The sequence below is a fragment of the Chryseobacterium sp. DT-167 genome (genome assembly GCF_058310155.1).
This window is the reverse complement of record NZ_JBZEEQ010000001.1, coordinates 496,759-514,919: the sequence shown is the minus strand read 5'-3', so window position 1 is coordinate 514,919 and position 18,161 is coordinate 496,759. Positions and strand designations below refer to the sequence as shown.

19 protein-coding genes, 1 tRNA gene and 1 pseudogene are annotated in these 18,161 nt (G+C 34.9%); 7 read left to right on the top strand and 14 right to left on the bottom strand.

What is annotated here, in order from left to right; all coding sequences use genetic code 11:
- Positions 1 to 65 precede the first annotated feature (65 nt).
- Positions 66 to 830, bottom strand: coding sequence for a TspO-related membrane protein (locus tag AC4FQ5_RS02285; RefSeq protein ID WP_491140877.1), 765 nt, complete (start codon positions 828 to 830; stop codon positions 66 to 68).
- A 272-nt stretch (positions 831 to 1,102) separates the two neighbouring features.
- Between AC4FQ5_RS02285 and AC4FQ5_RS02280 the strand changes: the two genes are divergently transcribed.
- From AC4FQ5_RS02280 to AC4FQ5_RS02260, 5 genes are all read left to right on the top strand, one after another.
- Positions 1,103 to 1,618, top strand: coding sequence for a Crp/Fnr family transcriptional regulator (locus AC4FQ5_RS02280; protein ID WP_491140876.1), 516 nt, complete (start codon positions 1,103 to 1,105; stop codon positions 1,616 to 1,618).
- A 54-nt stretch (positions 1,619 to 1,672) separates the two neighbouring features.
- Entirely contained in the window at positions 1,673 to 2,128 is a 456-nt protein-coding gene (locus AC4FQ5_RS02275) for a heme-binding protein (RefSeq protein WP_491140875.1), read from the top strand.
- A gap of 6 nt (positions 2,129 to 2,134) precedes the next feature.
- The gene (gene uraH, locus AC4FQ5_RS02270; protein WP_491140874.1) at positions 2,135 to 2,542 is read left to right on the top strand and encodes a hydroxyisourate hydrolase; all 408 of its coding nucleotides are present in this window, start codon (positions 2,135 to 2,137) and stop codon (positions 2,540 to 2,542) included.
- A gap of 126 nt (positions 2,543 to 2,668) precedes the next feature.
- The gene (locus AC4FQ5_RS02265; protein WP_491140873.1) at positions 2,669 to 2,938 is read left to right on the top strand and encodes a DNA-binding protein; all 270 of its coding nucleotides are present in this window, start codon (positions 2,669 to 2,671) and stop codon (positions 2,936 to 2,938) included.
- A gap of 1 nt (position 2,939) precedes the next feature.
- Positions 2,940 to 3,218, top strand: coding sequence for a hypothetical protein (locus tag AC4FQ5_RS02260; protein ID WP_491140872.1), 279 nt, complete (start codon positions 2,940 to 2,942; stop codon positions 3,216 to 3,218).
- 115 nt (positions 3,219 to 3,333) lie between these two features.
- On the opposite strand, the gene AC4FQ5_RS02255 is transcribed toward AC4FQ5_RS02260, so the two are convergent.
- The 6 genes from AC4FQ5_RS02255 to holA form a co-directional block, all read right to left on the bottom strand.
- Positions 3,334 to 4,665 (bottom strand): site-specific integrase, encoded by a 1,332-nt coding sequence (locus AC4FQ5_RS02255; protein ID WP_491140871.1) that lies wholly within the window; start codon positions 4,663 to 4,665, stop codon positions 3,334 to 3,336.
- Positions 4,666 to 4,937: 272 nt separating this feature from the next.
- Positions 4,938 to 5,022: transfer RNA gene (locus AC4FQ5_RS02250), tRNA-Ser, on the bottom strand.
- Between the two features lie 139 nt (positions 5,023 to 5,161).
- Positions 5,162 to 5,533: a fluoride efflux transporter CrcB gene (gene crcB / locus AC4FQ5_RS02245; protein WP_491140870.1), complete on the bottom strand. Its 372-nt coding sequence runs from the start codon at positions 5,531 to 5,533 to the stop codon at positions 5,162 to 5,164.
- 163 nt (positions 5,534 to 5,696) lie between these two features.
- The gene (gene trxB / locus AC4FQ5_RS02240; RefSeq protein ID WP_491140869.1) at positions 5,697 to 6,638 is read right to left on the bottom strand and encodes a thioredoxin-disulfide reductase; all 942 of its coding nucleotides are present in this window, start codon (positions 6,636 to 6,638) and stop codon (positions 5,697 to 5,699) included.
- A 128-nt stretch (positions 6,639 to 6,766) separates the two neighbouring features.
- Positions 6,767 to 7,657, bottom strand: a complete 891-nt coding sequence (locus AC4FQ5_RS02235; RefSeq protein ID WP_491140868.1) for a hypothetical protein — start codon at positions 7,655 to 7,657, stop codon at positions 6,767 to 6,769.
- A 21-nt stretch (positions 7,658 to 7,678) separates the two neighbouring features.
- Positions 7,679 to 8,716 (bottom strand): DNA polymerase III subunit delta, encoded by a 1,038-nt coding sequence (gene holA, locus AC4FQ5_RS02230; RefSeq protein ID WP_491140867.1) that lies wholly within the window; start codon positions 8,714 to 8,716, stop codon positions 7,679 to 7,681.
- An 8-nt stretch (positions 8,717 to 8,724) separates the two neighbouring features.
- On the opposite strand from holA, the gene AC4FQ5_RS02225 reads away from it, so the two are divergent.
- Complete coding sequence (locus AC4FQ5_RS02225; protein WP_491140866.1) at positions 8,725 to 9,153, top strand: type I restriction enzyme HsdR N-terminal domain-containing protein; 429 nt, start codon at positions 8,725 to 8,727, stop codon at positions 9,151 to 9,153.
- A 234-nt stretch (positions 9,154 to 9,387) separates the two neighbouring features.
- Entirely contained in the window at positions 9,388 to 10,131 is a 744-nt protein-coding gene (locus AC4FQ5_RS02220) for a dienelactone hydrolase family protein (RefSeq protein ID WP_491140865.1), read from the top strand.
- A gap of 283 nt (positions 10,132 to 10,414) precedes the next feature.
- Here AC4FQ5_RS02220 and AC4FQ5_RS02215 read toward each other — a convergent pair whose 3' ends face one another.
- From AC4FQ5_RS02215 to AC4FQ5_RS02185, 7 genes and pseudogenes are all read right to left on the bottom strand, one after another.
- Positions 10,415 to 10,783: a cupin domain-containing protein gene (locus tag AC4FQ5_RS02215; protein WP_491140864.1), complete on the bottom strand. Its 369-nt coding sequence runs from the start codon at positions 10,781 to 10,783 to the stop codon at positions 10,415 to 10,417.
- A gap of 230 nt (positions 10,784 to 11,013) precedes the next feature.
- Entirely contained in the window at positions 11,014 to 11,535 is a 522-nt protein-coding gene (locus tag AC4FQ5_RS02210) for a GNAT family N-acetyltransferase (protein WP_491140903.1), read from the bottom strand.
- Positions 11,536 to 11,538: 3 nt separating this feature from the next.
- Positions 11,539 to 12,144: a DUF2911 domain-containing protein gene (locus AC4FQ5_RS02205; RefSeq protein ID WP_491140863.1), complete on the bottom strand. Its 606-nt coding sequence runs from the start codon at positions 12,142 to 12,144 to the stop codon at positions 11,539 to 11,541.
- Between the two features lie 154 nt (positions 12,145 to 12,298).
- Complete coding sequence (gene carB / locus AC4FQ5_RS02200) at positions 12,299 to 15,481, bottom strand: carbamoyl-phosphate synthase large subunit (protein ID WP_491140862.1); 3,183 nt, start codon at positions 15,479 to 15,481, stop codon at positions 12,299 to 12,301.
- 58 nt (positions 15,482 to 15,539) lie between these two features.
- A pseudogene (locus AC4FQ5_RS02195) lies at positions 15,540 to 15,891 on the bottom strand (four helix bundle protein).
- Between the two features lie 42 nt (positions 15,892 to 15,933).
- On the bottom strand, positions 15,934 to 17,019 hold the full coding sequence (locus tag AC4FQ5_RS02190) for a carbamoyl phosphate synthase small subunit (protein ID WP_491140861.1): 1,086 nt from the start codon (positions 17,017 to 17,019) through the stop codon (positions 15,934 to 15,936).
- A gap of 161 nt (positions 17,020 to 17,180) precedes the next feature.
- Positions 17,181 to 18,071, bottom strand: coding sequence for an aspartate carbamoyltransferase catalytic subunit (locus AC4FQ5_RS02185; RefSeq protein WP_491140860.1), 891 nt, complete (start codon positions 18,069 to 18,071; stop codon positions 17,181 to 17,183).
- Between the last annotated feature and the right edge of the window lie 90 nt (positions 18,072 to 18,161).

Here is an 18,161-nt window from a genome sequence, read left to right as displayed (position 1 = left end):
ACTTCCGTAGAAAATGATATTTTAAGAAAGAGATCTCACATAGACAAAATAGGAATCATCAGCTTTCAGAACGCTGTTCTTTTCTTTAACATCTGAAAACAAGCATTCACAAAAATGAATATTGCCGTGATGATAGCCGCAATATAAACTGTCTGGTTGGAATTCTGATTCGCTACGGCAATAGCAATTAATGCCCACACAGCAACCAAAGCAAATGCGGTCATATTCAGTTTCCAAACCATATACAAATGAATAATGGCTGCAACGACAAACATCACAACAGTCCAAATAGTCTCCGAAATTCCAAATCCAGACCATTGTATTTTTTTAAAATAGGCTGCTACATCTGCTATTAAAGCGACAGAGATCCAACCTGAGTAGATATAAAATGGCAGGCGAAAGAAAATTGCTGTTTTGAAGTCTTTAGATTCTATTATCAACCGGTTATTTTCTATAATTTTCAGCAAGGAAATAAATAAAAGAATCATAATAGGAATGGTTAGAAAAGTATATTCGTATAACCAGGTCAATACCCATAAACTATTCGCAATGCAGGAAATAACAAACCACCACCCAACATTTAAAATAGTCTTTTCTTTAGCATCGGTATTTTTTGTAAAAGGACCGAAATAAATTACAAAACCGAGAAGCCCAAGATAAATAAGACCCCAAATAGAAAAAGCGTATCCCGCAGGAGTAAACAGATTCTGGTACTTGGCTGAAATGGTTGCCATCGTTTCATTATTAAAAATTCCGGTGTTAGAAAGATAGTTGATGCCAATTGTTGCCACCAGAGCAACCATATTTAAAATTTGAAATCGTCTTGTCATCGTTTATTATTTAGAAAGGTACCTTATGATTTTATTTTTCAGTTAAATTAATCAAATTTCATCAAGCTAAGAAACTCTACATACAAAGTTTATTATATTAAACTCGATGAATGTTTAGAGAACATACTTATGTATCCACTTTTTTGTCTCAGAACAAATAAAAAAATGTAATTTTAAGAATCACTCAATTATATCAGCATTGCTCAACTATGTATTCAATTCTTGAAAAATTTATCCGGAGTAGAAGTGATATCTCGTTAGAAAAACTAGAGATGATAAACTCCTTCTTTAAGCCCCTTAAAACCAACAGAAATGAAATACTTGTCCAATATGATCAGGTATGCAAATGGTATTACTTTATTAACAAACGCTGTATTCGTTTATTCACAACCACAAAAGAGGGTCTAGACAGCTCAAGGTACTTCGCTTTTGAAGGAAATTTTGCAACGGCTTTGCCTAGTTTTATTGATCAAAAGCCCGCGAGAGAATATCTACAAACAATTGAAAAATCAGAATTGCTTTGTATTTCAAGGAAAGACTTTTATCATTTGGTTGAAACAATGCCTGAATTTGCAAAAATATATACTGAAATTTTGGAGCTTGGATTCATCATCGCTCAAAAAAGGATCTATGGATTTCAGGGGTTTGACGCATTAGATAAAGTAAAATGGCTCATCGAATATCAACCACATCTTTTACATAGGGTATCCAACAGGATGGTCGCTTCGTATCTTGGAATCTCCCCTTCCACCCTAAGCAGAATCAACTCTAAACTCTTAAAACGTTGACATAGGACAACGTTTTTGATTTTTCTGGTCTTTAACTTTGCAGCAAAAAAGGATATGAAAGTACAATTTTTGTTTGTCCTGCTGAGTTCATACTTATGCTTTGGACAAAACAAGACTGAAAAAACGATACCACACTACCCCACTAATGAATATGTAAAGTCTGTTAATAATTTAAGTACCGAAGCTGCATTGGAATTGGCAAGCCGCATTTCAAAAGCTGCATCTACAAAAAATAAAAACGTTTCTATTGCATTATTGGATGCTTCCGGAATAACCGTCCTGCTCCTGCGAGGCAACGGTGTAGGACCTCACAATACAGAAGCATCGCGGAGAAAAGCTTGCACCACATTATCTACAAAAACACCCACCCTTTTATTATTGAGAAATTCGGAAAAGAATCCTGACACAAAAGATCTGAATTCACTTCCTGGAAATGATGATTGGATTGCTCAGTCTGCTTCCATCCCTGAAATTGAAATCACCACAACAAAAAAGTTTTTATTTAAATAATAAGAAATGAAATCATTCATCTTTACCATCCTTTTCACACTTTTGTCCATAGGGACTTTTGCTCAGAAAAATACTTTTCAGCTGTCAAGTCATATCTTGGATGTGTCTAAGGGACTGCCAGCTGCAGGCGTAAAAATAAAATTGGAAAAGTATAATAATCAATCGAAAATATGGACTTTTGTAGACGAAAAAAGTACCGATACAAACGGCAGGATTTCTGATTTTCTACCGTCAGAAAAAGATAATCTCGGGATTTTCAAATTGACTTACTACACCAGTGATTATTTCAAAAAAAATAATATAGAAAGTTTTTATCCTTTTATTGAGGTTGTGTTTAAAATCAAGGATAAAAATCATTACCACGTTCCGATTACACTGTCTGCTTATGGTTACTCTACGTACAGAGGGAGTTAATTACTGAATTATTGTCTCACCTATCAATACACAAGATTACAATTGAATGCCAACTTAAGCTTCATAATACATAATGCAGTAATCTAGTAATTACAAAAAATAAATTTATCTTCTAATATTGAAGATATGGAAAATATTACGAGCGCAGATCTAAATGATTTAAAAATCGAGATTATCAATGAGTTTAAAAGAATTGTCGCTGAAGAAATTTTTAAGCATTCTTCCGCTGAAAATGAATTCGAATGGCTACGAAGTAAGTCAATCAGGAAAATTATGAATATTGCCCCAGCAACTTTACAAAAGCTGCGTATTAGTGAGAAAATAAGGTATAAAAAAGTGATGGGTTCCTACTATTACAACAAAAAGGATCTATATAAACTATTTGAATCTGAATAATATGGATAGTAAATGGATTGATTTCTTGCAAAAAATTTCCGATGATAAAAGACTGAATGTATGGCATATTGCTATTATTGTAGCAATTATTCAAATTGCAATTGCCCAGGATGATAAAAATAGAATTAGAATTAGTCGCAGTAAACTGATGAAAAAATCACATATCAAAACCATTCCGACGTATCACAAATATTTTAAAGAATTACAGCTTTTCGGCTATACAAAATATACACCTTCCTATCATCCACAAGGCAAGAGCTACATTGAGATATTCTACTAATTTTTTTTGGAAATTTTATGATATCAAAACTCAATAATTTTTCAGGGCGTTCTCCTTCAATTTAATTAGAAGAAATCCGTTAATTTTATATTTAACGGATTTTTACTACTTAAAATCATTTCATCTTTAAAATCTTACTTTTTACCAATTCAAAATCTTTGATGATCCTAAGATCCTCTTCGGTAAGACTTTGAGAAATGCTTCCCTTGTCCGGGATTGTTTCATCATTCTTATCCAACTTCTGCTTGAGTTTCAACATTTCACTATTGATCATTTCCTGAGTTGTTAATGCATATTGCTCAGTTTGAGTAACAGAATGATGCCCCATCATTTCCTTTACAACATTTATCGGCACACCGTTTTTCAGGGTAACTGTGCTGCCGAATGTTCTTCTAGCTCTATGGGTGTTTAAGTCACCTTCTATTTCGCATAAAATCGCAATCTCCTTCAAATATTCATTCATCTTTTGATTTGATTTTACAGGCAGCACTAGATTATATTCTTTGCAAACAGGATCATCTTTGTACTTTTTCATTATATCAATAGCATTTTTTAACAGTGGAATATTTGTGGAGGATTTAGTTTTTTGTCGTTTCGACATAATCCACATACTGCCATCAATTTCCATTTTGATATCTTTATAAGAAAGTTGCTTAACATCTATGTATGCCAAACCAGTGTAACACTGGAAGACAAAAATATCTCTGATCGATGTTAAGCGCTTAGTTGAAAATATTTTATTTTCCAGTACATGTAATTCATGCGTACTCAAAGGTTTTTTATCCAATTTTGTTTTTTTGGACTTAAATAATTTGAAAGGATCTTTTATAATGATTTCCTTTGCTATTGCTCGGAGGACAATCTTCTTGAAATTGGCAATATACTTTAAAGTTGTATTATTAGAGCATTTTCTTACAGTTTTTAAATAAAATTCATATTCTGTAACAAAAGTATAATCAAGCTCCCTAAATTCTATATCTTCACGCTGATAACGATACTTGATGAATTCTTCTACATGAGATCTTGCAGTAACGTATCTTTTATAAGTCCCGATCGCGAATTGCTTGTTCTCAACTAACTGTTGCATTTCATCGTTGTGATTTTGAAATTCCTCTAAAACCATTACCCTGGAAACATCTTTCCCCTTAATATGATCAATTATTCTTTGAGCAGTGGTAAACTGACCACTGTTATGCAGCTCAGTTCGTAATTTCGTAATGCTCAAAACAATAGAATCTAAAAAATAATTAAGTGATCTCGCATCCTCCTTACTACCGCTAGCTCTTTCAGTTTTTTGATTCCACCGGTCTACTTCCCATCTCATCATAGTTGAAATCTCTTTTGAGATTCCGTCGACTGTAACTCTTAAATAGATTGTTCTATACGTTACTTTCTTCTTACTTGGCGACTTTAAAAAAAAGGTAATGCCAAAACTTTTCTCTAACATAATTCAAATTTTAAGTTAATAAATTTCGAATTAAATTGCTCATTAGTCAAGATGTTAACACCATTTACTAGTTTGATAATCAAATGGTTACTACCTGTTTTGTGGCACGGTTTCTTTTACTGGTCATTGTGCCACGATTCTGCCACAAAAATTATGCGTAATTATAAAAATTTTGAGCATCGTACAAACACAAAAAAAGCTGTAATTTATTGAATTACAGCTTTTTAAATAAATTTTTGAGTGTTTTTGAAAAGTTTAGTTTTCCTACTCTGCGGAGAGAGAGGGATTCGAACCCCCGGACCTGTTACAGTCAATAGTTTTCAAGACTATCGCAATCGACCACTCTGCCATCTCTCCTGAACTGCGACTGTACTGTCGTTTTCAGTGGTGCAAATATAGAACTCTTTTCAATATCTGCAAAACAATTTTAAATTTAATTTCAGGTTAAATTAATAATCCATTAAAAATCAGTCGAATTATTTTGAATGGAAATTAATCATTGCAGCAAAACCTGAGATTTCATTCCGATTATTACTGCAGCAAAACCTAAAACTATGCTCAAAACAACATATAAAAGTAGTGTTGTGTATTGTTGATTTTGCCATAATGAATAATTTTCAACAGAAAAAGTAGAGAAAGTGGTAAAACCTCCACAAAACCCTGTAATAAGAAGATACTTTAAATAATTATCATTTTTCATAAAATAAGAAGTCAGAAATCCAATCATCAGACATCCCATTATATTTACCAGAAATGTTCCCATAGGAAACGAATTGATATTCCATAGTTTCTGGGTATAATTTGACATCATATATCGCAAAATGCTTCCAAATCCGCCACCAATAAAAATGAAGAGTATGTTTTTCATATGTAGATATTTATTTGTTCTTAAAAGTCATCCCGACCATTTGGAATCGGTAAACGCAATCGTTGAAACCTAATCGGTGTTTACGCTTTCAAATCATGGCGATTTAATGATAAAAAAGAAAACGCACCAAAAAGAGGTGCGTTTTTATATTTTAAATTGATAATTAATGTAATTCAGCCAAGTATTTTTCGGCGTCCATTGCCGCCATACAACCGCTTCCCGCTGCTGTAATTGCTTGTCTGTAAATATGATCCTGTACATCTCCCGCCGCAAAAACCCCGGGAAGATTAGTTCGTGTAGATCCTTTTTCAGTAAGAATATATCCGTTTTCATCTAAATCGATTTGTCCTGCGAAAATATCGGTGTTCGGTTTGTGACCGATTGCTATAAAAATTCCGTGAACATCAATGGTAGATTTTTCCTGAGTCTGATTATTAATGACAACAGCTCTTTCAACGAGATTGTTCTCACCTTCAATACCAATTAATTCATGATGAAATTTCACTTCAATATTTGATGTATTCTCAACTCTGTGAATCATTGCTTTTGACGCTCTGAATTCATCTTTTCTTACCAACATCGTCACTTTATTAACCAATTTGGCAAGATATGTTGCTTCTTCTGCTGCAGTATCTCCGGCTCCTACTACCACAACATCTTTTCCTCTGTAGAAAAAACCGTCGCAGGTTGCACAGGCAGAAACTCCTCCCCCGTTATATTTTTTTTCGTCGTCCAACCCTAAATATTTCGCAGTCGCTCCTGTAGAAATAATAACTGTTTTTGCAAAAAGTTCTTTATTTCCTGCATATAATTTATGAACTCCACCTACTTCCGTAGAAAATTCAGCTTTAGTGATCATTTCATAATGAACTTTAGTATCAAATCTTTCTGCCTGCTTTTGCAGATCCATCATCATTTCAGGACCGGTAATTCCTGCAGGATAGCCAGGGAAATTATCAACTTCAGTAGTTGTCGTCAATTGTCCACCCGGCTCAAGACCTGTATACAATTCAGGTTTTAAGTCTGCTCTGGCTGCATAAATTGCTGCTGTGAAACCTGAAGGTCCGGATCCTACGATGATACAATCTAAAATATTTTGCTCCATAATTAGCTTTTCAAAAAAGATTTAAATTTTAAGTACACAAAGTTCGTAATTTTTAATATTTAATTAAAGAAAAATTAATGATAGTTTTCAATATTAAATATGTGAATAGTCAATATAATAATTCAGCTTTAATGCAGTAGCCAAAAAAATAGTTCTCTTGCTTCTACCAAACTCCAGGAATGAGGATTTTTATCCCCGTTTGCGCGGATTCCTCTGCCGTTTGTCATATAAAATTCAGAATGATTACTTCCTAGATTTCCCAAAGCTTCATACAGTTTTTCCAATTGATAAGCATTTAAATCTTCATATTTTCTTTTATTGCGATTTTCTTGGAAATCTAAATCTGGCTCACAATAAAACAATGTTTTAATATCTTTTAGATATTTAATATTTTCAGTAAAGTTTTGAGAAATTAAATAGGGTGAATATTTTTTATATTTACTCAGATTATGCTTCGGATTCCCAAGATTATCATCAAGAAATCTGATCAGGAATTGCGCTTCTTCCACAGCTTCAGCATTAGAATTTTTTAGCAGATCCCTTTCGGCATCTTGATATAATTTTTCAAGATCTACGGGAGAATCTATTGCAAACGTACCTTTAGGCTGAATAGGATTTTTTGTTTCTAATAGATAGTTTGATAATAATAAAGCCAAATTTCCTCCACTGGAAAAACCTCCGATATGCACTTCATTTTTCTCAATTCCATTACTTTCAAAAACAGAATTTAAAAATCTTGCGTATTCAATCTGTTCTGATTCTTTTAAAAAAAGTTTTTGATTGAAATTTAAAAGTAAAACAGAAATAAAATCCCTATCAAGACTGTCTAAGAATTTTGCTTCTTTTTTGGTATGTTCAATATCACACCCAAAACAAGGAAATAACACAAGAACAGCTCTCTGCTGGTCTGCAACTCTTAATTCATAATCCTTCCCATATATCTGTCGATTCTTTATTTTCTGCGCATTGACATTCAATCCAAATAAAACAAAGATTAATAACAAAAAGCTTCTTTCCATGAAAATTAGTAATTAAAAAAATTAAACTTTCATCTTAATCTTATCAACATTAATAATCTTGTAAACCAGTTCTTTAATCAATTCCGCCTCACTCATATTAACTGCGCCCAAACCCTTTCCTTTCATATCAAATTCGCGAAGAATAGAAATCACTCTTGTCGAATGCTTTAAAGGATACAATCTCGCTGCTTCTGCATAATCTTTCAGAAAATAAGGATTTACCCCCATCTGTGAAGCGATTACCTGCGGCGACTGACCAACCATTGTACTGTAAACAATAACATTCGAGAAATAATTATAAAGACTCGAAAGCAACATGACAAAAGGATTGTTCTTTGGATTTTTACCCATAAAATGAGCAATCTTGAATGCAGCATTCGCATTTTTTGTTCCTAAAGCTTTCTGAAGTTCAAAAACATTGAATTCTTTGCTGATTCCGATGTGATTTTCGATGATTGTCCCGTCTAAAATCTGGTCGTCTTTAAGGATAATTTTTAGTTTTCCCAACTCATTAGAGATTCTGGAAAGATCATTTCCTAGATACTCTGCGAGAAGATGAGAAATATTCGGGGCTGTTTTTATTTTAAGTCTGAGACATTCGTCAGCAATCCATTTCGGAAGATTGTGGTCTTTAAAAGACTCGCTCAGAAATAGCGCATTAATTTTACCTAAAGTTTTTGTGACCTTCTTTCGGCTGTCTAACTTCTTGTGTTTGTGCGCAAAAACCAAAACGGTCGATGGAACCGGATTTTCAACATACGCTTCTAAAGCTCGGCTTTCTTCATCATTAAATTTTAAATCCTGCGCTTCCTTTACGATGATTACCTGCTTATCACCCATCATCGGGAACTGTCTCGCCAAAGAAAGAACTTCCTGATAGGTCGTGTCTTTTCCATACGTTACGGTTTGGTTGAAGGCTTTTTCGTCTTCCTCCAGAAAGTCGTGTTCAAGGGCTTTTACGGCAACGTCAATAAAGTAAGGTTCTTCTCCGTGGAAAAAATAAATCGGTAAAACTTCTTTATTTTTAATATTTTTGAGGATTAAATCTAATTCTTTCATCTTAATAAATGGAACTTCCCAAACTGAATTTTCAGGAAACTTTTGATTTTAAATTCAAGAAAGACAAAGATAAGTTTTTTATCTATGATTTGGTTCGTAAAACTTACCTTTTGCTTACTCCTGAAGAATGGGTAAGGCAACATTGGATACATTATTATCTTACCGTAAAATCTTACTCTGCATCAGCTTTGATTACAGAAAAAAAGATCATTCTTAATGGTTTAACGAAAAGAATTGACCTCTTGATTACGGAAAAAACACAACCAGTTATTCTGATTGAATGCAAAGCTCCGCAAATAAAACTGACGGAAAAAACTTTCGAACAAACTGCACGTTATAACTCGATTATCGGAGCAAAAGAAATCATTTTAACAAATGGTTTACAACACATTAATGCTTATTATGATAATGGAGAATATCAGTTTTATAAACCATAAAACCTTTTATACCATTTTATTCATCTCATTGTAAGTTATTTTTGCTAATTTAGATAAGAGTTTATTTCAATTATCAATTAGGCATACTCTTTGTCATTCTGTAGGAATCTAAACACTAATGTTTTAATACTATTTTCTAATAATTTTGCGTAGATTCCTACGGAATGACAAAGAAAGTATTGATTTATTTCAATGAAACAGTTCAAAAAATCCAAATAAAACAAATTACAAAATATGATAAAATCAATTTTCATCACCGCAACTTTGCTCACTTCACCAACAGTTTTCAGTCAAAATTTAAAACCAGTTTCTTATCAGGACGGTTCGCAAAAACTGAACGGTTTGATCACATCAAATGCCGGAAAAAAACTTCCTGGAGTTTTGATTCTTCCCGCCTGGAAAGGAATTGACGATGAGGCAAAAACCGCAGCTGCAGATTTAGAAAAACAAGGATATGTCGCATTTATTGCCGATATTTACGGTGAAGGAAATGTACCGGCAGACAATGCTTCAGCGGCAAAAACGGCAGGATTTTATAAGAAAGATTATGCTGCTTATCAGAAAAGAATTTCTCTGGCATTGGAACAATTGAAAAAAAACGGCGCCATTCCTGAGAAAATTGCAGTGATTGGTTATTGTTTTGGAGGAACCGGAGCTTTGGAATCTGCAAGAGGAAAATTACCGGTTGTAGGTGTAGTTTCTATTCACGGAAGTATCGGGAAAGATCAGTCAAGACCGAATGAAGCTATTTCAACTAAAATTTTAGTAGAAAATCCTGCTGAGGATAAAGGCGTAACTCCTGAAGATTACAATAATCTGGTAAAAGAAATGAATGACGGAAAAGCTGACTGGCAAATCATTACTTACGCCAACTCTAAACATACTTTTACCGATCCTAAATCTGCAGATTACAATCCTGTAATGGCAAAAAGAGCTTGGAATCACACATTGATGTTTTTGAAAGAAATTTTGAAATAATTCAATTTGACACAATCAAAAAATAACCTCAATGATCTGAGGTTATTTTTTTATATTTCGGTCGTTTCATTACAATTAGAACACCACCAATATTCTTTTTCTTTATCTTTCAACTTCGTTTTTGTTTCCTGGTTGCAATTTTCACAGACACATTGATCACTCTCATTTTCCTTTGCTTCGTAATCACAATTAAAACAACTCCAACTCGTTAAATGAGTCTTTCCATTAATAAACCAAGTAAAAGATTTTTCTTTACACTTTGGACAAATTTGTAACGCCATATTTAAATTATTTGTTCTTCTCTATGTACCAGATCCATTGAAAAAGCAGGAAGACAAATTGCAATATATTCGCAGGGTTCTGAGAACGGATTACTGTAACGGATTCTTGCTCCTTTTTCAATCAAAATACTTTGTCCTTTTTCTAAAACTACAATTTCATCATCAATTTCAAATTGTTTTTTCCCTGAAATAACGATTGTAAATTCATCAAATTCGGGAGTTTGATGAGGTTCGCTCCAGTTTGGCGGGGCAACCATGTGTGCAATTGAAATATTGGAGTTTTGAGTTGAGTTTCCCCAATGTTCTTCAATCAATTTTCCGTCATTTGTTGGAACGACGAAAGGTAATTTTTGAATTTTATATTTTTTCATATTTATTTAAAGTTTGTTTATGAACACAGAGTACAGAAGGTTTTTTTCAACTTTTAAGTTTCACAAAGCCGTTTGACTTCGTCTAATCTGCGATTTCACTTATAAAAGCTCACAAATTTTATACAGGATAAATTTATTCTCTCGCAGATTTAGCGAATTACGCTGATCTTTTCAATATTTAAAATCTGCTCAATCAGCTAAATCTGCGAGAAATTTAAGTTTAATTAAGATTATTTCCTTTTTTTGATTTCATACACAAAATTGGTTCTTGTAGGTTCGCCAAAATAGGCAACTTCTTCCTCTGCAACTTTTTTTACGCCCAATCTTTCCAAAGCGATTTGAGAGCGGAAATTTTCTTTTCCAATATGGAAATGAACTTTGTCTACAAATTGAAAAATATAATCTAGCATCAGTTTTTTAATCTGCGGATTAATCCCTTTTCCCCAAGAGTTTGTTCCGTAAAATGTATACCCAATGAAAATACTGTTTTTAGATTTATCAAAATCATAAAAGCGGGTACTCCCTAAAATATTGCCTGAAGATTTTTCAATAATTTTAAAAGCACCTTTGCTTTCTATTGCGCCTTTGAAAAAGTTTTCAAAAACTTCTCGTTTGTAACGGTCTTTATTCGGATGCTGTTCCCAAACTTTCGGATCGGAAGCAACTTCGTATAACAACTCAAAATCCCCTTGCTGTAAGGGGATTAATTGATATTGTTGATTTTCTAATATCGTCTGAATTGAAAAATTCATCATTTAGATTTTTGCTTTTGCAGCGTCAGATTCTATTTTTTTGATCTCTTTCAATTTCTCGGCAATTTTTGTTACTGCTTCTGGTTTTGCAGGCTTCAAAGGAACTTCTGCCTGAGCCATATCCCATTTGATTACTAAGTTTCCAGAGTTTTCATCAGTTGGGTTTAAAGTAATTTCAAACCACTCTTGTTTGTCTGCCAATTTATTTACCGGAACTGTAACATCCACAACATCCTGTTTCGGGTCATATGTATACGCTCCCCACTGCTGGAAATCTTTATTTAAAATCACTTTCCATTCTTTTTCTGTAGGTACGATAAACAAACCGTAAGTTCCTGCGGGAACTGTTTTTCCACCAAAATTCACAGACTGTCCGAAAGTAACTTTTGTTGATGAGTTTGCACCCGCTCTCCAGACCTGTCCGTAAGGAACCAACTCTCCGAAGATTTTTCTTCCTTTCACTCCGGGTCTTCCATAGTCTATAGTAATTTTAGACATAGAAAACTGTTGCTCAACTTTCTGACGCGGACTCGCTGCCGGTACCGAATAATCCTGTGCAAAACTGAAAGCCGAAGCCGAAATACAAACTGCGAATAATAATTTTTTCACTTTTTAAAATTTTGCTAAAATTACGAAATCGAAGTTATAAATTATCGGCTGAACTTGATAAATTTTGTTAAAGTATGATTTAAATAAAATAAAAAACGTCACAGGATTTAAAAACCTGTGACGTTTGATTTATATAAAATATGCAATTCGAAAACTACATCGTCTCCATTTTGAAACTCATGCTTTCGATCACTTTCAGAATTGCTTCAACCGTATCCATTGATGTCAGACAAGGAACACCATTTTCAACGCTCATTCTTCTGATCTGGAAACCATCTCTTTCAGACTGTTTTCCTTTCGTCATGGTATTGACAACATACTGAACTTTTCCTTTTTGAATCAAATCGATTAAGTTGACACTTTCTTCTCCGATTTTATATCCAATTTTACAAGGAATTCCCTGTTCTCCGAAGAATTTTGCAGTTCCTTCCGTTGCCCAGATTCTGAAACCAACTTCATGGAATCTTGCTGCCAAATCTGCCGCTTCCTGCTTGTGCTTATCAGCTACCGTGAATAAGATCGAACCGTGCATCGGAACTTTTCTTCCTGCTGCGATTAATCCTTTGTAAAGTGCTTTTTCCAGTGTTGTGTCTTTCCCCATAACTTCTCCTGTAGACTTCATTTCTGGTCCCAGAGAGATATCAACTTTCGTTAGTTTTGAGAATGAGAAGACAGGAACTTTTACAAAGACTCCTTCTTTCTTAGGAACCAATCCGTTTTTGTAGCCTAAATCTTTCAGTTTCTGACCTAAAATCGCTTTTGTAGCCAGGTTTGCCATCGGAACTTCCGTGATTTTAGATAAGAAAGGAACCGTTCTTGATGAACGTGGATTTACCTCGATCACAAATACATTTCCTTCGAAAAGAACGTATTGAATATTCATTAATCCAATCACATTCAATCCTTTAGCTAGTCTTTCAGTATAATCTACCAAAGTGTCGATTTCTGCCTGAGAAACATTCTGTGGCGGATACACTGCGATTGAATCTCCTGAGTGAACTCCGGCTCTTTCGATGTGTTCCATGATTCCAGGAATAATTACCGTTTCGCCATCACTGATCGCATCTACTTCAACCTCTTTTCCTGTGATATATCGGTCGATCAAAACCGGCTGATCCGGGCTTGCTTCTACCGCAAATTCCATGTAATGAGCCAATTCGCTTTCCGTATATACAATTTCCATTGCTCTTCCTCCTAAAACGTAGCTCGGACGAACCAATACCGGGTAACCAATTTCGTTGGCAATTTTTATCGCTTCTTCTTTTGAAGTCGAAGTTTTTCCTAAAGGCTGAGGAATTCCAAGCTCCTGAAGTGCCTTTTCAAATTTATCTCTGTTTTCAGCTCTGTCAAGATCTTCCAAAGAAGTTCCTAAGATCTTAACTCCGTGAGCAGCCAGTTTATCAGCTAAATTGATCGCCGTCTGACCTCCGAACTGAACCACAACTCCCATTGGTTTTTCAAGATCAATGATGTTCATTACATCTTCTTCCGTTAGAGGTTCGAAATATAATTTATCTGAAATCGAGAAATCTGTAGAAACTGTTTCCGGGTTGTTATTAATGATAATTGCTTCGTAACCCATCTCTTTGATCGCCCAAACCGAGTGAACTGTTGCGTAGTCAAACTCAACACCCTGCCCGATTCTGATGGGTCCTGAACCTAAAACGATCACTTTTTGCTTATCCGAAACTACACTTTCGTTTTCTTCTTCGTAAGTTCCGTAGAAATATGGGGTTTCGCTTTCAAATTCTGCGGCGCAAGTGTCTACCATTTTGTAAACCGGCATTATTCCGTTTTCTTTTCTGAAGTTGAAAACTTCACGTTCTTTTACATCCCAAAGAACCGCAATATTTATATCTGCAAAACCTAATTTTTTAGACTGGATTAAAGTTTCAATGTCGAATTTATTATCAGCGATAACTTTTTCGAAATCAATTAATTTCTTAATTTTCCAGATGAAGAATTTATCGATCTTACTCCATTCTACAATCTGTTCCCAGTCGTAACCTCTTCTTAAAGCATCACCGATGATGAATAATCTTTCATCGTCACAAACTCTGATTCTTCTTTCGATTTCTTCTGCTGTAAGAGCTGCAGCCTGCTTGGTTTTTAAACCGATATGTCTGATTCCTGTTTCAAGAGAACGGATGGCTTTTTGTAAAGATTCTTCGAAATTTCTTCCGATTGCCATTACTTCTCCCGTTGCTTTCATCTGTGTTGACAATCTTCTGTCTGCCGTTTCGAATTTATCGAATGGGAATCTTGGAAATTTTGTTACCACATAATCCAAAGCCGGCTCAAAACAAGCGTACGTTTTACCTGTAACCGGATTCATGATTTCATCTAAAGTTAATCCTACCGCGATTTTTGCAGCAATTTTTGCAATCGGATATCCTGTTGCTTTACTTGCCAAAGCCGATGAACGGGAAACTCTCGGGTTAACTTCGATGATATAATATTCGAATGAATGTGGATCCAGAGCCAACTGTACGTTACATCCTCCTTCAATTCCTAGAGCTCGGATGATTTTTAAAGAAGCATTTCTCAACATCTGATATTCTCTGTCAGAAAGCGTCTGAGAAGGCGCCACAACGATTGAGTCACCGGTGTGAACTCCAACCGGATCTATATTTTCCATGTTACAAACCACAATTGCATTGTCGTTTGCATCACGCATTACTTCGTATTCAATTTCTTTGAAACCTGCAATTGATCTTTCGATAAGACACTGTGTAACAGGACTATACTTCAAACCTAATTCTGCAATTTCTTTTAATTCTGTTTCATTGGCAGCGATTCCTCCACCTGTTCCACCCATTGTAAAGGCAGGGCGAACAATCACTGGATAACCGATTTCATCAGCAAAATTAATTGCTCCTTCAACTGTCGTTACGATATCTGATTCAGGAACGGGTTCGTTCAATTCTCTCATCAATTCACGGAAAAGATCTCTGTCTTCCGCTCTGTTGATCGCAGAAAGCGTAGTTCCAAGAACCTCAACTTTACATTCTTCAAGAATTCCTGATTTTTCCAATTCTACCGCCATATTCAGACCGGTTTGTCCACCAAGAGTTGGTAAAAGTGCATCCGGACGCTCTTTTCTGATGATGTGACTTACAAATTGAAGTGAAATCGGCTCGATATATACTTTATCAGCGATTTCAACATCCGTCATAATCGTTGCAGGGTTTGAATTGATCAAAATCACCTTGTAGCCTTCTTCTCTTAAAGACAGACAAGCCTGCGTTCCCGCGTAATCGAATTCTGCCGCCTGACCAATGATGATAGGTCCTGAACCGATTACTAAAATTGTTTTTATATCTGTACGTTTTGCCATTTTTTTGTTTTTAGATACTAGATGTCAGATTTCAGATTTTAGACTTCCAGTATTATGTTTACTTTTTTAGATTAGATTTAAATGAGTAAATCATTTTTTGAATTTCATTTAGATTTGATATTAAACTGTTGACTTTTTCTGCATTAAGTAATCCTAATTCTCTTGTTAAGATTAATTGTGTCTGTAATTCAAAAGAGGAAGCATTTGCAATTCCAAGAAAATGATAAAATTCTCTGTCGTTATTTCTTCCTGCTCCTTCCGTAATATTTGACGGAATTGAAACTACTGATCTTTTAATCTGAGAAATTAAACCAAATTTTTCATCTTTTGGTAAATCAGCACAAATAATAAACCTCTTTCGCAAGTTCTATTGATTTCTGCCAGAAAAGTAATTTCTCAAAATTACGCATAATAAAGTCTGTTATCTGATGTCTAATATCTGAAATCTAAACCTACTGATTTTTCTTATTCTTAAAGTCTTCCATCAAGTGGATGAAGTCATCAAACAAATAGTTTGCATCTTCAGGACCCGGGCTCGCTTCCGGGTGATACTGAACTGAGAAACAAGGATGAATTTTATGTTTCAGACCTTCGTTTGTTCTGTCATTCAATGCGATGTGTGTTTCAATTAAATCTGTTCCTTTTAAACTTTCCTGATCAACTGCATAACCATGATTTTGAGAAGTAATTGCTACTTTATTTTTCTCTAAATCCAAAACCGGGTGATTTCCTCCTCTGTGACCGAATTTTAACTTGAACGTTTTTGCTCCGCAAGCCAAACCTATTAATTGGTGTCCTAGGCAGATTCCGAAGATTGGAACTTTTCCTAATAATCCTCTGATCATTTCCAACGCTTGCTGATTATCTTCCGGATCTCCGGGACCGTTTGACAACATAATTCCATCAGGATCCATCAGTAAAATCTCTTCTGCTGTTGTATCTTGTGAAACAACAATAATATCGCAGTTTCTTTGAGATAATTCTCTGATAATCCCTAATTTCGAACCAAAATCAACCAATACCACCTTAAAACCTCTCCCCGGATTTGCATAAGGTGTTTTTGTAGAAACCTGCTCTACCTGATTTGTTGGGAACGTGGTCGATTTTAATTCTGAAACGATTGTGTTTTCGTCAGTGTCATCATTTACGATTTTTCCTTTCACTACTCCGTGGTTACGAAGAATTCTTGTCAGTCTTCTTGTATCAATTCCCGAAATTCCTGAAAGGTTTTTCTTTTTAAACAATTCATCTAAAGTAATCTGAGTACGGAAGTTTGACGGCAAATCACAAATTTCTTTTACAATAAGACCTTTGATAGCCGGCTCTATACTCTCATAATCATCTCTATTAATCCCGTAGTTTCCGATAAGCGGATAGGTCATACAAACAATCTGACCGCAATAAGACGGGTCAGAGATCAACTCCTGATACCCAGTCATTCCGGTATTGAAAACTACTTCACCTGCAGTTTCCAGGTCTGCTCCGAAACCTTCTCCATGAAATACTTCACCGGATTCCAGTATTAACTTTTTCTTCATTTTTTAAATTAGATATTAGATTTTAGAAATTAGAAGTCAGACTTCCGCATTCTGTTATTTTATTCTTATTCTTTCTATTTATTTCCATGGATTTCATCCATGTCTATTAACGGGGTCGCCCTTTCAGGGCTCGCCAACTTTTACTTTTATCTTGGCTCTTTTTACTTAAAAGTATGTCCTTCTTTTTCCAGGGATTCTTTAAGTATTGCCATTCTTGCGAAAACGCCGTTCTGCATTTGTTTGAAAATTCTTGAACGTTCACATTCTACCAAGTCTGTATCAATCTCAACTCCTCTGTTGATCGGGGCAGGATGCATGATGATCGCTTCTTTTTTCATGGCTTTTTCCCTTTCTTTCGTCAAGCCATATTTTCTGTGGTATTCCGAAGCTGAGAAGCTCATTTTTGCGTCGTGTCTTTCGTGCTGGATTCTTAATAACATTAACACATCAACTTCTTTAATTAATTCGTCTACAGATAAATACGTTCCGTTAATCAAAGCGCCTTCGTCAAACCATTGTTCCGGTCCGGAGAAATATACTTTTGCACCTAATCTTCTCAATGCTTCTGCGTTTGAATTGGCAACCCGGCTGTGTTTTACATCTCCTACAATTCCTACTTTCAGACCTTCAAATTTTCCGAATTCCTGATAAATCGTCATCAAATCAAGCATACATTGAGAGGGGTGGTTTCCGGTTCCGTCTCCCCCATTGATGACAGGAATCTTTATATTTTTTAATTCATCAAAATATCTGTCTTTTTTATCTCTTATCACGACAAGATTTACGCCTAAACTTTCAATTGTCTTTACCGTGTCATATAAACTTTCACCTTTATTCACAGAACTGTTGGAAGCATCAAACGGAACGACTTGCAATCCTAATTTTCTTTCGGCAATATCAAAGCTTGTTTTTGTTCTCGTGCTGTCTTCAAAAAAAAGATTTGAGCAAAAAACTTCTCCATCAATTTTAGCAGTTTTCCCCTCTGCAAAAGCCAGTGCTTCTTTTACTATACTGTTGATTCTCTCGGTGCTTAGTTCTGTAATTGTAAACATATTATCCAATTTTTTTACAAAAAAAAAGCGAAGAAACATCTTCGCTTAAAATAAATAAATATCGTAAAGGGCGTCTGCGCCCGGTAATTC

Coding starts and splice junctions, on each gene's coding strand:
- trxB (WP_491140869.1), bottom strand. CDS start 6,638: ATGGAGCAAAATATTTTAGATTGTATCATCGTAGGATCCGGACCTTCA.
- AC4FQ5_RS02190 (WP_491140861.1), bottom strand. CDS start 17,019: ATGAAGAAAAAGTTAATACTGGAATCCGGTGAAGTATTTCATGGAGAA.
- AC4FQ5_RS02265 (WP_491140873.1), top strand. CDS start 2,669: ATGGAAAATATTACGAGCGCAGATCTAAATGATTTAAAAATCGAGATT.
- AC4FQ5_RS02210 (WP_491140903.1), bottom strand. CDS start 11,535: ATGAATTTTTCAATTCAGACGATATTAGAAAATCAACAATATCAATTA.
- AC4FQ5_RS02235 (WP_491140868.1), bottom strand. CDS start 7,657: ATGGAAAGAAGCTTTTTGTTATTAATCTTTGTTTTATTTGGATTGAAT.
- uraH (WP_491140874.1), top strand. CDS start 2,135: ATGAAATCATTCATCTTTACCATCCTTTTCACACTTTTGTCCATAGGG.
- AC4FQ5_RS02220 (WP_491140865.1), top strand. CDS start 9,388: ATGATAAAATCAATTTTCATCACCGCAACTTTGCTCACTTCACCAACA.
- AC4FQ5_RS02260 (WP_491140872.1), top strand. CDS start 2,940: ATGGATAGTAAATGGATTGATTTCTTGCAAAAAATTTCCGATGATAAA.
- carB (WP_491140862.1), bottom strand. CDS start 15,481: ATGGCAAAACGTACAGATATAAAAACAATTTTAGTAATCGGTTCAGGA.
- AC4FQ5_RS02275 (WP_491140875.1), top strand. CDS start 1,673: ATGAAAGTACAATTTTTGTTTGTCCTGCTGAGTTCATACTTATGCTTT.
- AC4FQ5_RS02185 (WP_491140860.1), bottom strand. CDS start 18,071: ATGTTTACAATTACAGAACTAAGCACCGAGAGAATCAACAGTATAGTA.
- crcB (WP_491140870.1), bottom strand. CDS start 5,533: ATGAAAAACATACTCTTCATTTTTATTGGTGGCGGATTTGGAAGCATT.
- AC4FQ5_RS02225 (WP_491140866.1), top strand. CDS start 8,725: ATGGAACTTCCCAAACTGAATTTTCAGGAAACTTTTGATTTTAAATTC.
- AC4FQ5_RS02215 (WP_491140864.1), bottom strand. CDS start 10,783: ATGAAAAAATATAAAATTCAAAAATTACCTTTCGTCGTTCCAACAAAT.
- AC4FQ5_RS02280 (WP_491140876.1), top strand. CDS start 1,103: ATGATAAACTCCTTCTTTAAGCCCCTTAAAACCAACAGAAATGAAATA.
- AC4FQ5_RS02255 (WP_491140871.1), bottom strand. CDS start 4,665: ATGTTAGAGAAAAGTTTTGGCATTACCTTTTTTTTAAAGTCGCCAAGT.
- AC4FQ5_RS02285 (WP_491140877.1), bottom strand. CDS start 830: ATGACAAGACGATTTCAAATTTTAAATATGGTTGCTCTGGTGGCAACA.
- holA (WP_491140867.1), bottom strand. CDS start 8,716: ATGAAAGAATTAGATTTAATCCTCAAAAATATTAAAAATAAAGAAGTT.